The organism is Pseudoalteromonas rubra (assembly GCF_005886805.2).
GTDB classification, from domain to species: domain Bacteria; phylum Pseudomonadota; class Gammaproteobacteria; order Enterobacterales; family Alteromonadaceae; genus Pseudoalteromonas; species Pseudoalteromonas rubra_D.
In genome coordinates this window covers 1,566,190-1,579,289 of record NZ_CP045429.1, presented here as the reverse complement: position 1 = coordinate 1,579,289, position 13,100 = coordinate 1,566,190, and the positions used below count along the sequence as shown (strand labels likewise).

Here is a 13,100-nt window from a genome sequence, read left to right as displayed (position 1 = left end):
GGAATAGTCACCTGTACGGTGTCTTGTATGGGGCTATTTGTTGCGTTTTACCTGTTTGCTCAGGACATTGAGTACACGTATGCCTATTCAGAACTGCTGCCCTATATTCATGTATCCAATCTGATCATTGCGTTTATAGCACTGGGCCTCACCTGCTTTCATTTTTATAATGCCACCATGGAAGCAGAGCAAGAAATTGCCAAGATGGCAGCAGAGCAAGAAATTGCCAAGATGGCAGCAGAGAAAGTACAGCTGACCGAAGAAGCCCTTGCAAAGAAAAACACCTTTTTCGCCAACATCTCCCATGAGTTCAGAACCCCGTTAACGCTTATAACAGGCCCCCTTGAATCCATCATCACAAGCTCTGAGACACCGGAAAAGGCAGCACTGACAAGAATCCTGAGCAACGCAAAGCGCCTGCAAAGATTAGTAGAACAAACCTTAGAGCTGACCAAATCTGATTTCATCCTGCCTGAGGATAAGCATACACTGGCGCTAGACAGTATCGCAGAACAAATAACCACTGCTTTTATCGCCCTGGCGAGGGAAGAGAAGATAGACATTCAATGCCATACGCACAGCGACTGCCTGATTGATATGCCAATACAAGATGCTGAAGCCATCCTCTGTAATTTGATATCTAATGCAATTAAATATTCAAAACCTGACAGCGAAATACAGATCAGGTGTGAACAGGTCGACAATACCGTGCAGCTTAGCGTCAACGACGCCGGCATTGGTATTGCGCCTCAGGATCAACACCGTATTTTTGAACGCTTTGTGCACCTCGACACAGATTTAGCTAACACAGTTGCGGGCACGGGCATTGGCCTTGCTCTCGTCAAAGATTTGGTGCAGCGCGCACATGGTCACATCACAGTGTGTAGCGATGGTGTTTCGGGAACGCAATTCACCGTCACCTTCCCTCTGAGCAACAACATGTCCAATACAGAATACCCCTGCAAATAAGCGATGTGGTTACACTGGAGCAAGCTAATCTGCAACATCAAATCACACCCAGTGTGCCGCAATGCCCCCATGAAGATGTACAACATCAGCCCAGTATACTGATTGTCGAGGACAACCCTGATATGCGAGCTTACCTAGCGGATTGCCTGCACAGCACATACCAGGTGTTGTTTGCCAGTGAAGGAGAAAGCGGATTCGCCCTGGCAAAAACACATGTGCCCGATCTCCTCTTAACTGATCTAATGATGCCAAATGTGGATGGATTTCAGTTAGCACAAAAACTGCGTGAAGAGCTCACAACCTGTCATATCCCAATACTCATGCTCACAGCAAAGGGCGACGAAGACAGTCAGACACTGGCCTGGAGAATGGACATTGATGCATTTATGAGTAAGCCTTTTAACGCAGAGCGATTACGAATCCGGATCCATAACTTACTCAACATACGCAGCCTAATCAGTCAAAGAGTGGGCGAACAACCCAGCGCTCTGGCCGCCAACATAACACACAGTGAAAGATACGCCGGGATCAGCAGCAAAGATGCTCAGTTTATCGACCAACTGGAGCACTGGATGACTGCGCATTTTGCAGAGCAAAGCTTAACAATCAAATCACTTCTGCCCACGGTTGCCATGAGTGAGCGACAGCTACAAAGAAAGTTCAAAGCCCTGTTAGGACAAACTTTTTCTGATTACGTCAAAAAATTCAGGCTCAATAAAGGCGCCGAAATGCTTGCAAGTGGTATGAGTGTGACTCAGGTTGCCTTTGAATGCGGTTTTTCGTCGCAAAGCTACTTTAGTCTGTGTTTTAAAGCACAATATGGCGTCGCGCCTAGCCAGTTTCATCTGCAATCCGAGCGCCCTTAAGCGCTGTGAAGTCCATTCTGAATATATGAGCCCAGTTTAGCCCAGCAAGGAACCGTCTGGTGCCGGGCTCTCTTTAATCAGATCAATAAACTTACGCACTTTGAGGATATTCAGGATATCCCTGTGTACAAGCAACCAACAATCCAGTGTCCGGGGTCATGTAAGCCAAGCACGATCAACTGCTCGTACTTTGCAATTGCCTGTACCGTGGATACTGAGATACCCAAGCTCTGGTGTAATGCAGCCGTGATAATCTGCGCAGCCGAGCTGGTAAATGAGATATTTTCGACTGCTGCATGCATATTGATCCACTCGTTCCAGGGTAAATGTGCCAGTCGCTCATTCAGCGCGATAAATTTGTGTTGGTGCAATGTGTCGGCAGTCGGCAGTCGGCAGTCGGCAGTCGGCAGTCGGCAGTCGGCAGTCGGCAGTCGGCAGTCGGCAGTCGGCATACCATAACTGTCAATATACGTTTGCACTAGGCGACATTGCAGATGTTGGCGAAACCAAACCAGGCTACCTGGCGGTTGAGCAAGGCAAGTAGCAGGCAGACTTGATCACACACCAATATCGCAGCAAACAAGTCAAACCCAATAAACGCCACTCGTTTATGGCGTTAGTGCCCCACTGGACAGAAAACCGGAGTGGTGCAATTGCCCTTTATGGTGTCAACCTGTAAGGCATTGGTTAATATTAAACAAAAAGATCTGTTTATCAGTAAAACGTTTAAGGCCTTCTCAGCCTGAGGAAAGGCAGCCAACGCACAGCCGGTTTATTCATCCCGGTTCGTCGTTGGCTGACAATGAGCAACCATCTCATTGTTTGTTATGTAGGGACATCAACAATTCTGCTTCAGCGCGAGGCAGTTCACACTCTCGCATTATCTCTTCGATGTCGGCGCCCAGTTCGACCATCTTGACTGCGCGGGAATAAATCTTCGCATCAGGATCGTCATACTTTTGAGCGGCCTGTTGCTGGGCAAGATCCTTGGCATAATTTTCACAGGCAACCAGACGCTTACCAATACTCAGGACACTGGCGCGAACTTCTGCTATTTCGCTACGTAGGATAGCAACTTGTTCATTTTCGCGCTTGAGATGCTGAAGCAACTTACCATGTTCGTTATTTTGCTTTTGTACTTTTTTGCTTAGCGCAAAAATAAACCCCAAGCACACTAAACACAGCAGGCTTGAGGCGATTACTAGGAGCAATAAAATCTCGTTTTGGGTTACTGCTTGCACGGGTTAAATATGGCTCAACTCATCCCACTCATCATCACTGAGTAGTTTATTTAAATCAACCAGGATCAGCAGCTCACCTTCACGGTTGGAAACACCCTGAATGAATTTAGCGCTTTCTTCTGTGCCAATATTTGGTGCACTGTCAATCTCAGAGCTGCGCAGATACACTACCTCAGCAACACTGTCGACCAGAATACCAACAACTTGCTTTTCTGCCTCGATGATCACGATACGAGAGTTGTCTGTGACCTCAGAGCTTGGTAGCCCAAAACGAGAGCGGGTATCGATGACAGTCACAACATTACCACGTAGATTGATGATACCAAGCACATAGGTTGGTGCACCTGGTACAGGGGCAATCTCGGTATAGCGTAATACTTCCTGCACCTGCATTACGTTAATGCCGTAGGTTTCATCCTCTAGCTTATAGGTAACCCACTGAAGGACTTCATCATTACTATCTGCATTTTTATCAGCCGAAAGTATTCTCTCTTGACTCATGATTTTACTCCAGTTAGATGCTAGCTACTGCTCTCGGCTATCGAGGCCATGCTCTAGCAATCGATTTAAATTCTCAACATCTATCAGTGCGCACATTTTTTCTTTAATGACGCCCGCCAGCCATGGCCTTTTCCCATCGGCTGTTCGCCATTTCACATCTTCTGGCTTCAACGTAATATTATTGACCAGATTTTCGGCTAACAAACCCCACTGACTATCGCCCAGCATGATCAAGTACTGGTAGTCCAGGTTCTCTTCCAGCTCAGGCGTGAATTTTTCCGGCATCACCCAACGGGCTGTATCCACCACATTGAGTTTTTCTTCCCGGTTAAGCATCACACCTTTAAACCATTTTGGCTTACCAAACAATTGATTAACTTCAGTAAGCTGATGTATACCACCCAGTGACTTCAATGGCACAGCCAAAGTAAGCCCTGCTACTTCGAAAAACAGCGCCTGAAATTCATTTTCTAGATAAGCATCACGCGCGCGAGCTGGCACAGCCTGCTCAGCTTCTTCTTTGATAATAGTAGTATTTTCAGTTATCTCAAGATCACCGGCAGGGGTAATTACCTGCACGTCCTGAGCGGTTTCCTGCTCAACAACGGGTTCAGTCGGAGGTTGAGCAATGGGTTGCTCCGCGAGTGTTTCAGTATGAGCAGTCTCTGAGCGCTCAACAACACTGGGAGCTGCGGCATTGTCTTCCTGTGCTTCAGGCACAGACTCCAACAATTTAGCCACAGGTGCAAGCGCGACTTCATCTTCCTCTTCTTCGCGTAACAAGGCACCCAGATACTGTTTCATGACCTGTTCATTGGCAAACAGATGCTTACTCATTACTACCTCTATCAACTTCTGCAAGGTGTTCTAATAAGGCACGATATGCATAGACGCCACGCGATTTAGGGCAATACTGCACCGGCACTTGCTGCGCTAAACTAGCATCTCTGAACTTGGTATCAACCGGGATCACACCAGGCCAAACTTTATCCTGATAAGTCTCTACCAAAGACTTATAGGCTTCGAGAGATGCTTTAGTGCGCTTATCATACATAGTTGGCACTATAGTATATTGATATTGCTTGGAATGCGAACTTTGCATTAATGACATTGTCCGCATCATACGATCCAGCCCTTTCAATGCCAGAAACTCTGTTTGTACCGGGATGAGAATACGCTCGCTTGCAGCGAGAGCATTCACCATAAGCACACCAAGTACAGGCGGGCAATCCAAAATGGCATAGTCATAATGCTCACTGATCTTGGCAAGCGCCTTTTTCAGAATGAGCCCCATCCCCGAGCGATTGCCCATGCTGCGATCCAGTGTCGCAATAGCCATAGTCGCCGGTAATATGTCGAGATTCTCGATAGTTGAAGGACAAAGAGCCTGAAGAATTTCTTCGCTGGCCATATTTGAACCGCGAATGAAAATATCGTACACACTGACTTCTAACTCTTCCGAATCAATGCCAAAGTAGTATGTTAATGAGGCATGCGGATCTGTGTCTATCAATAATACACGTTTCCCCTGGAGCGCCAGGATCCCGCCGAGACTAACTGTGGTGGTGGTTTTACCCACCCCGCCTTTTTGGTTCGCTACCGTCCAGATTTTCACGTTATTTTTTTATTCCTTCGGCCAAACACAGATCGCATTCAGGCTAACATCAATTATGCGCAGCCTATTTCTTTGTTTATTCTCAGTGCGACATCCTGCAAAGCGATATCTTCAGTTGAAATCCCCGCGCTTGCAACAGCTTGTGGCATGCCGTACACCACACAGGTTTTTTCATCCTGTGCCCAGATAGTCGCACCGTTTTGTTTCAACATTCTGGCACCGTCTCGCCCATCCGCACCCATACCAGTCAGTATCACCGCGAGCACATCTCCGTTATATGCTTTGGCTGTACTGGCAAAAGTAACATCTACACTGGGTTTATAGGTAATACGAGGGCTGTCATCCTCAAACACCTTTAAGGTTTTACTACCGCCTCTGGCTTCAACCAACATCTGCTGGCCTCCCGGCGCCAAATAAGCGACACCTGGTTGCAAACGATCCCCCTGCTCCGCTTCTTTTACTTTGATTTTGCACAGACTATTCAGACGTTGCGCAAACGCTGGCGTAAATGCTGCTGGCATATGCTGGATCAATAAGATAGGGTGCGGAAAATTTGCAGGCAACTGAGTTAAAATGGTTTGCAGTGCAACCGGGCCACCGGTAGATGTACCGATAGCAACAATTTGATACTTTTTGCCAGACGCTTTGAACGACGCACCTGAACTTGGTGTGTCTGATGCAGGACGTGAAAAAGTTCGATCTGGTTGTGCAATTGGCTTAGCAGCAGGACGCAGGCCTGAAGATGCACTTGGCGCGCTACGTGTTGGTGCAGGCGCTGATGACGAACTAATAGGTCGGGTAAAGCGGCTCACACGACGTCGGCCAATTTCTTTGACTTTATTCTGTAAAGAGCGGATAGCTTCTTCACTGTTACGGGCAATATCTTCAAACTTCTTCGGTAAGAAATCGACCGCACCGGCATCCAGCGCGTCTAACGTCGCGCTGGCTCCTTCACGGGTCAATGACGAAAACATCAGAATGGGAGTGGGGGAACTCTGCATTATCTGCTTTACTGCGCTAATCCCATCCATTACCGGCATTTCCACGTCCATTGTGATGACGTCTGGCCTCAGTTTAGCAGCTTTATCAACCGCTTCCTGACCATTTACCGCAAAGTCAATCACTTTGATTTCAGGATCTTTTTCTAGTATTTCACTCACTCGACGACGAAAGAAGCTCGAGTCATCTACAACTAATACTTTAACTGCCATTGGCATTGCTCTTTTATTCGTTACAGATCCGAAAAGTGGTGTCTTTGACACCACTTTGTCGGTATAAATGCGCCGGGAATTTACTTGCCGGCGTAATATTTTAACATGCTGGGGACGTCCAGAATCAGCGCGATGCCACCATCAGATGTGATAGTCGCACCAGCCATACCCGGAGTACCTTGCAATAAGGCATCAAGCGGCTTAATCACCACCTCTTCCTGGCCTATCAGAGAGTCAACCACAAAGCCTACTTGCTTAGTACCCATCTGGACGATTACCACGTGCCCTTCTGCTTTCCGGGCGCCTCTGTCAGCACCTTTTACTAACCAGTGCTCCAGATAAAACAGTGGAATTGCTTTTTCACGCACTATGATAGTCAATTGACCATCAACCACGTTGGTCTTGGTCAAATCAAGGTGGAATATTTCACTTACCCCAGCCAGCGGCAGTGCAAATGTTTGCTGACCAATCATCACCATCAGTGTTGGCAGAATGGCCAATGTCAGTGGCACTTTAATTTCCAGTATGGTACCCACACCCAGCTCTGACTGAATGTTGACGGAACCATTTAATTGGGTGATTTTAGTTTTGACCACGTCCATACCAACACCTCGGCCAGAGATGTCAGAAATTTGTTCTTTGGTTGAGAAACCTGGTGCGAAGATCAGATTGTAGGCTTCATTATCTGACAAGCGACTTGCCTGGTCAGAATCAATAACCCCTTTGCTTATCGCAATCTTCTTCAACTTCTCCGGGTCCATACCTGCACCATCATCACGAATAGTCAGCAGAATATGATCACCTTCCTGAGAAGCAGATAAGGTCACAGTACCGGTTCTTGATTTACCTGCAGCTTCACGAACATCCGGCATTTCAATACCATGGTCCACTGAGTTACGAACCAAGTGAACCAAAGGATCCGCAAGGGCTTCTACCAGGTTTTTATCCAGATCGGTGTCTTCCCCTTCCAGCACCAGGCTAATGTCTTTCTTAAGGCTACGAGCCAAGTCCCGAACCACTCGAGGGAAACGACCAAACACTTTCTTGATTGGCTGCATCCGGGTTTTCATCACCGCGCCCTGAAGGTCTGCGGTCACCACATCGAGGTTGGAAATGGCTTTACCCATGGCTTCGCTGTTAGAGTTATTGGCTAAGCTAACCAACCGGTTACGCACCAATACCAGCTCACCGACCATATTCATGATCTCATCCAGGCGCTTAGTATCAACCCGAACGGTTGTTTCTGCCTGTGCTGCTGGTTTTTTCGCGGCGGCTTTATTGTCGGCCGCAGGCTTGCTCTCAGCTGCTGGTTTAGCAGGTGCCGGTTTGGCAGCAGGTGCGGGCGCCTTAGCCGCAGGTGCAGCTGGTTTAGGCTCAGGTTTAGGAGGTGCTTTGGGCGCTTCTTTCGGCGCTGCTGCTACTTCCTCTTCCGTTGATTTTGGTGCTTGCCCTTTTCCGTGCAACTCATCCAGTAAAGCTTCAAATTCGTCATCATTGATTTCATCGTCATCACCGCCAGATGCTTTCGGCGGCTCTGACGCTGCAGGTTGGGTCGGCGCCTTAGGCTGCTCAGCTGGCGCTTGTTCTGGTGTCGCACCAAATTTTCCGACTCCGTGCAACTCATCAAGCAAGCTGTCAAATTCATCATCGGTAATGTCGCCATCATCGCTGCTTGATGGAGCCGGTGTTGCACTCGGTGCGGCAGGTTCTTGCGATGCGACTGAGGGTCCATTACCTGAGCCATGTAACTCATCGAGCAAGCTCTCAAATTCTTCTTCAGAAATCTCGTCTATGCTGTCAGCACCGTCACTTGCAGGTTCATCAACAGGATCTGCTGGCGCATCGAACAGCACATCATCAGCACTGGGTGTCGCCACAACCGGTTCAGGCTCAGGCTCTGCTGCAGCGGGTGCATCAATCACTTCGTCTTCTGACTGTGGCTGACTGAGCTGATGTAAAACTTCCAGTAAGTGTGGATCAGCGGGGTCTGGTTGCTCTCTGTTTTGAATACACGAGAACATTTCATTGATGGTATCGAGTGATTGTAAAATCACATCCATCAATTCTGGTGTTACCTGACGCTGCCCCTGACGCAGGACATCAAACACGTTTTCCGCACCGTGACAAGCATCTACCAGCTCAGTCATGCTAAGGAAGCCTGCGCCCCCTTTAACGGTATGGAAACCACGGAAAATCGCATTTAACAGCTCTTTATCTTCCGGGTTGTTTTCTAGTTCGACAAGCTGCTCAGATAACAGTTCGAGTATTTCCCCAGCTTCAACAAGAAAGTCTTGTAAGATATCTTCATCGACTTCAAAGCTCATTCGCATACTCTCCTATTAGAAGCCCAAACTAGACAACAGGTCATCAACTTCATCCTGCCCGGATACGACATCATCTCGAGACTCAGCGTCCAAAATTGGACCCTCAGGACCTGATAACTCATCAGTAACGGCGGGGGCTTTAGTTTGTGCCTGTGGCTGGGCTGCAGTTTGTTGACTTTCATCTGCGCTGCCGAATACGGTCAACAAGTGAATTAGGCTGTCTTCAACTTCACGAACCAACTCAATGACACGCCGGATAACCTGTCCGGTTAAATCTTGATAATCTTGTGCCATCAACACATTGGTCATCAGATTTTGTAATTCATCTGTACGGCCTTTTGACGACTGCATAAAACTGTCAAGATCGTGGCACAAGGATTTGAACTCTCCAAGCTGGATATCCCGGCTCATTAATCTGTCCCAGGTGGGCTTAATTTCAGAGAGTTCATCGGCTAGTTCTTGGGCTAAGGGAAGACTTGCTTCTACGGCATCCATGGTTTTATTGGCAGCGCTTTCGGTCATCTCCATGACGTAATTAAGGCGCTGCTTGGCATCTGGAATGGCTTCTGTCGTGAGATCAGATAAACGGGTATCTAACTCAAAGTTCTTCAACGATTCATGAAGTTGTCGAGTTAGCTTGCCCACTTCAGCAAAAAGCTCTGATTGTTCTTTATTGGTGGCCTCAATTAATATCTCATCAGCCTTTTCCTGCTCACCTTGTTCAAGGTATTCAACGAGCAGTTTAGCCTGTTCCAGAGTTATCTGTGGCACAGAAGATGTTGACATAAGCCTACCCTTATCAATACTAGCCTAAACGTTCGAACACTTTTTCTAGTTTGGTTTTCAGGGTACCTGCCGTAAACGGTTTAACGATATAACCATTAACTCCAGCTTGGGCAGCAGCTACGATTTGTTCTTTTTTCGCTTCCGCTGTAACCATGAGTACTGGGATGTGTTTAAGCTTATCATCAGCACGAATTGCACGAAGCAAATCGATACCTTGCATGCCTGGCATATTCCAGTCAGTTACGACGAAGTCGAATTCCTGATTTTGCAACATTGGAAGTGCCGTACTGCCATCATCAGCCTCTTGAACATTGGTAAAGCCTAAGTCTCTTAGCAGGTTTTTGATTATTCTTCTCATCGTAGAAAAATCATCAACCACGAGAATTTTCATGTTCTTATCCAAAACTTCCTCCGGTGAGGTTTGAACCTATATTGTAAAACTAACTCTAATTGATCCAGTCATTGATCTTCGCACGAAGCTTGATCATTGCTTGACCGTGAATCTGACTCACTCGAGATTCGCTGACCTCTAAGATCGCACCAATCTCTTTTAAATTCATCTCATCGTTATAATACAAAGACAACACCAAAGCATCGCGCTCAGGTAAAGTCTTGATCGCATTGACTAACGATTCGTTAAAGCGCTCATTTTTAACATTATTGAATGGTTTGTCTAGCGCAAAATCGTTGCCTGCGGGAGAAATTACGTCTTCATCTACCCCCAAGTCTTCGATGCCGATCACTTTACTTGCATTGACATCATGTAAAATATGATGGTACTCATCTAGCGTAATATCAAGTTTTTCAGCGATTTCAGTATCTTTTGGTTCTCGCCCAAGCTGTGCTTCTAGCTCAGCAATGGCCTCAGCAACCATGCGACCGTTTTTGTGTACCGAGCGGGGCGCCCAGTCTCCACGGCGGATCTCATCAATCATTGCGCCACGAATTCGAATTCCTGCAAAGGTTTCAAAACTTGCCCCTTTGCTCGCGTCAAAATTTTTGCAGGCTTCGATCAGTCCAATCATACCTGACTGGACTAAATCATCGAGCTGAACACTAGCTGGTAATCTGGCTAACAAATGACAGGCCACCTTTTTAACTAAAGGCGTATGACGTTCCACCACCTTATGCAGGTGGTCTGTCGTTTTATATCCCGCCATGCGGTTGACCGGTGAAGCCATCTTTAACCGTTTACCAATTGCTCAATAAAGAATTCCAAATGACCTGAAGGTTGGTGGGGAATGGGCCACTTGACAGCTTTGCTTGCCAGGCCTCTAAATGCCACAGCAGCAGGTGAATTAGGATAAAGCTCAACGATGGTTTTTTGACGACGCGAAGACTTACGCATATTTTCGTCAAATGGGATCGTTGCAACCAGCTCTAAAGCGACATCTAAGAATCGGTCTGTAACCTTGGACAGCTTAGCAAATAGCTCCTGCCCTTCTCTTAAGCTGCGTACCATGTTGGCCACAATTTTGAACTTGTAGACGCCATGTTCACGGCTTAATACTTTGATAAGCGCATACGCATCGGTAATAGAAGTCGGCTCGTCACACACTACGACCAGTACATCCTGTGCAGCTCGAGAGAAGCTCAGCACCATGTCTGAAATACCAGCCGCCGTATCGACGATTAAAATATCAAATTCGCTGCTCAGCTCACTGAAGGCACGGATCAAACCAGCGTGCTCGGCAGGCGTTAATTCGACCATATTTTGTGAGCCTGACGTTGCAGGCACGATACGGATCCCAGCCGGACCCTCTACCAAAATTTCGTCTAGCTCGCATTCGCCGGACAATACATGAGATAAATTCTTCTCGACCCTCAAGCCTAGCATGACATCACAGTTAGCCAGACCTAAGTCAGCATCAAGCACCAAGACCCGGTTACCCTGCTGTCCTAATGCGATGGCAGTGTTGAGGGATACATTGGTTTTACCTACTCCACCTTTACCACCAGTCACTGCGATTACTTTTACACTGTGGTTATTTTTTTGGTTCATTCTCCGCAGGCCACTTGCTTGATCTAAAACTGTATTAATCATACATTCCTACTGTCTGGGACGCCACTGGTACACGTCGCGAATGTTGTGCTTTTGTTCTCTTTAAATACAATTGCTCAGCCTTTTTGACTAACTTCTGAGCGTTTGCCACGCGAATGTCTTCAGGCACTCGTTGACCATTGGTAAGATACCCTATTGGCAGACGATTTTGAATCGCTATGCTAATTATCTCACCTAAACTTAGACTTTCATCAAGTTTTGTAAAAATACAACCACTTAAATTGACTTTTTTGAAGTGGTTTACGGTTTCTTGCAGTACATGCATCTGCGCAGTCGCACTTAATACCAGGTAGCTGCGAATGTCAACACGGCTACTACGCATCAGGGTGTTTAGCTGCTCCGTCAGACGCAAGTCACGCTGACTCATTCCCGCCGTGTCTATTAATATTAGACGCTTATTGCGTAAATGATAAAGAACCTCTGCAAGTTCATTGGCATCTTTTACTTGCTTAACAGGACAGCCGATGATCCGACCATAGGTCGCCAATTGCTCGTACGCACCGATACGATAGGTATCCGTTGTGATCAGTGCCACATTGTCTGCACCATATTTCTGTGCGCCCAGCGCTGCTAATTTTGCAACTGTTGTGGTTTTTCCAACCCCTGTTGGTCCGACCATCGCATATACACCGCCCTGACGCAAAATATCGTTGTTTGTTGTATGCATTTGATTGACAACCATATTCAGCAATGCGTTCCACGCTTCTTTACGAGAAACGTCATCAGGAATGAAGCAAGCCATCTGCTCTGCGACCTCCGCACCAATTCCCATGCCTTTAAGACGCTCAACCAAACAAGCGCGGGTTGGATCACGACGTGCCATTTCCTGATTCATCAGCCCAGACAACTGAAACTCGAGTAACTGGCGGATGGCGTTCATTTCATCACGCATCGAAGACATTTCATCATCGTTGGCTTTTTTCTGCGCCGCTGGTTCGTCACCAAAGCCCTGATCGAGGTCATCTCCAAACTCCCAGGAAGTGGCTGCATCACGGCCATCAAAGTCATGACTTTGCGCTTCATAACGCGGTTGACGTGCAGCCTGGGGCGCTGCTTTTGCCGGTGCTTCGTTACGTTGCTGAGCGCCGAACATGTCATCGGTGTTAATGCCAGACTGAGAAAACATAGAAGCAAGCTCGGGCGACTTAGGACGAGGGGCTTGGCGCTCAAGCAAGGCTTCAAGACTGTCTGCAACCTGCGCCTGCTTCTGAGGCTCTGCGCGGCGAGGTTGAGGACGAACCATTCTGGCAGGCTGGCTGTAACTATGCTGAGCACTTTGCCCTGGGGCTGCCTGGCGAGGTGCAGCCTGCGCTGCGCTTTGCTGAGGAGCTGACTGCGCTGCCTGAGGCTGTGGAGCGGGTGTCCGATCATTGTCTACTGCAGCGACGATTTCAACGCCATCTGCCAGTTTCTTATTTGACATGATCACTGCATCTGCACCTAGCTCTTCTTTCACTTCTTTTAAAGCAGTACGCATATCTTTTGCAAAAAAACGTTTAATTTTCATGGTCAGCCCCTTCTAGTC

The 13,100-nt window shown here is 47.4% G+C and carries 14 protein-coding genes; 2 read left to right on the top strand and 12 right to left on the bottom strand.

All coding sequences use genetic code 11. The features are described from left to right. The first annotated feature begins 27 nt into the window (after window positions 1-27). Together CWC22_RS06725 and CWC22_RS06720 are read left to right on the top strand one after the other, a co-directional pair. Window positions 28-969: a sensor histidine kinase gene (locus CWC22_RS06725; protein ID WP_171045106.1), complete on the top strand. Its 942-nt coding sequence runs from the start codon at window positions 28-30 to the stop codon at window positions 967-969. Between the two features lie 5 nt (window positions 970-974). Next, on the top strand, window positions 975-1,835 hold the full coding sequence (locus CWC22_RS06720) for a response regulator (protein WP_138538957.1): 861 nt from the start codon (window positions 975-977) through the stop codon (window positions 1,833-1,835). Between the two features lie 110 nt (window positions 1,836-1,945). On the opposite strand, the gene CWC22_RS06715 is transcribed toward CWC22_RS06720, so the two are convergent. From CWC22_RS06715 to flhF, 12 genes are all read right to left on the bottom strand, one after another. Next, window positions 1,946-2,314: a hypothetical protein gene (locus CWC22_RS06715; protein ID WP_195879858.1), complete on the bottom strand. Its 369-nt coding sequence runs from the start codon at window positions 2,312-2,314 to the stop codon at window positions 1,946-1,948. A gap of 336 nt (window positions 2,315-2,650) precedes the next feature. Next, entirely contained in the window at window positions 2,651-3,052 is a 402-nt protein-coding gene (locus tag CWC22_RS06710) for a DUF2802 domain-containing protein (RefSeq protein WP_416365153.1), read from the bottom strand. A 27-nt stretch (window positions 3,053-3,079) separates the two neighbouring features. Beyond that, window positions 3,080-3,577, bottom strand: coding sequence for a chemotaxis protein CheW (locus tag CWC22_RS06705; RefSeq protein ID WP_010385708.1), 498 nt, complete (start codon window positions 3,575-3,577; stop codon window positions 3,080-3,082). A gap of 24 nt (window positions 3,578-3,601) precedes the next feature. After that, complete coding sequence (locus CWC22_RS06700) at window positions 3,602-4,414, bottom strand: chemotaxis protein CheW (protein ID WP_138538177.1); 813 nt, start codon at window positions 4,412-4,414, stop codon at window positions 3,602-3,604. After that, a complete protein-coding gene (locus CWC22_RS06695; RefSeq protein ID WP_010385703.1) occupies window positions 4,407-5,192 on the bottom strand; it encodes a ParA family protein in 786 nt (261 codons plus the stop codon). The genes CWC22_RS06700 and CWC22_RS06695 overlap by 8 nt, the downstream gene beginning before the upstream one ends. Before the next feature lie 53 nt (window positions 5,193-5,245). Further along, window positions 5,246-6,403: a protein-glutamate methylesterase/protein-glutamine glutaminase gene (locus CWC22_RS06690; RefSeq protein ID WP_138538176.1), complete on the bottom strand. Its 1,158-nt coding sequence runs from the start codon at window positions 6,401-6,403 to the stop codon at window positions 5,246-5,248. Window positions 6,404-6,483: 80 nt separating this feature from the next. Beyond that, a complete protein-coding gene (locus tag CWC22_RS06685) occupies window positions 6,484-8,727 on the bottom strand; it encodes a chemotaxis protein CheA (protein ID WP_138538175.1) in 2,244 nt (747 codons plus the stop codon). A gap of 15 nt (window positions 8,728-8,742) precedes the next feature. Beyond that, window positions 8,743-9,513: a protein phosphatase CheZ gene (locus CWC22_RS06680; protein WP_010385698.1), complete on the bottom strand. Its 771-nt coding sequence runs from the start codon at window positions 9,511-9,513 to the stop codon at window positions 8,743-8,745. Between the two features lie 19 nt (window positions 9,514-9,532). Next, entirely contained in the window at window positions 9,533-9,916 is a 384-nt protein-coding gene (cheY, locus tag CWC22_RS06675) for a chemotaxis response regulator CheY (protein ID WP_010385696.1), read from the bottom strand. A gap of 43 nt (window positions 9,917-9,959) precedes the next feature. Then, entirely contained in the window at window positions 9,960-10,694 is a 735-nt protein-coding gene (locus CWC22_RS06670) for an RNA polymerase sigma factor FliA (RefSeq protein ID WP_010385694.1), read from the bottom strand. 2 nt (window positions 10,695-10,696) lie between these two features. Then, the gene (locus CWC22_RS06665; RefSeq protein ID WP_010385692.1) at window positions 10,697-11,557 is read right to left on the bottom strand and encodes a MinD/ParA family ATP-binding protein; all 861 of its coding nucleotides are present in this window, start codon (window positions 11,555-11,557) and stop codon (window positions 10,697-10,699) included. After that, window positions 11,550-13,082, bottom strand: a complete 1,533-nt coding sequence (gene flhF, locus CWC22_RS06660) for a flagellar biosynthesis protein FlhF (protein WP_010385690.1) — start codon at window positions 13,080-13,082, stop codon at window positions 11,550-11,552. The genes CWC22_RS06665 and flhF overlap by 8 nt, the downstream gene beginning before the upstream one ends. Window positions 13,083-13,100: the final 18 nt, after the last annotated feature.

What these genes read in the sequence shown, in the direction of transcription:
- CWC22_RS06670 (WP_010385694.1), bottom strand. Translation starts at nt 10,694, where the DNA reads ATGGCTTCACCGGTCAACCGCATGGCGGGATATAAAACGACAGACCAC.
- CWC22_RS06700 (WP_138538177.1), bottom strand. Translation starts at nt 4,414, where the DNA reads ATGAGTAAGCATCTGTTTGCCAATGAACAGGTCATGAAACAGTATCTG.
- flhF (WP_010385690.1), bottom strand. Translation starts at nt 13,082, where the DNA reads ATGAAAATTAAACGTTTTTTTGCAAAAGATATGCGTACTGCTTTAAAA.
- CWC22_RS06725 (WP_171045106.1), top strand. Translation starts at nt 28, where the DNA reads ATGGGGCTATTTGTTGCGTTTTACCTGTTTGCTCAGGACATTGAGTAC.
- CWC22_RS06690 (WP_138538176.1), bottom strand. Translation starts at nt 6,403, where the DNA reads ATGGCAGTTAAAGTATTAGTTGTAGATGACTCGAGCTTCTTTCGTCGT.
- CWC22_RS06680 (WP_010385698.1), bottom strand. Translation starts at nt 9,513, where the DNA reads ATGTCAACATCTTCTGTGCCACAGATAACTCTGGAACAGGCTAAACTG.
- CWC22_RS06705 (WP_010385708.1), bottom strand. Translation starts at nt 3,577, where the DNA reads ATGAGTCAAGAGAGAATACTTTCGGCTGATAAAAATGCAGATAGTAAT.
- CWC22_RS06685 (WP_138538175.1), bottom strand. Translation starts at nt 8,727, where the DNA reads ATGAGCTTTGAAGTCGATGAAGATATCTTACAAGACTTTCTTGTTGAA.
- CWC22_RS06665 (WP_010385692.1), bottom strand. Translation starts at nt 11,557, where the DNA reads ATGATTAATACAGTTTTAGATCAAGCAAGTGGCCTGCGGAGAATGAAC.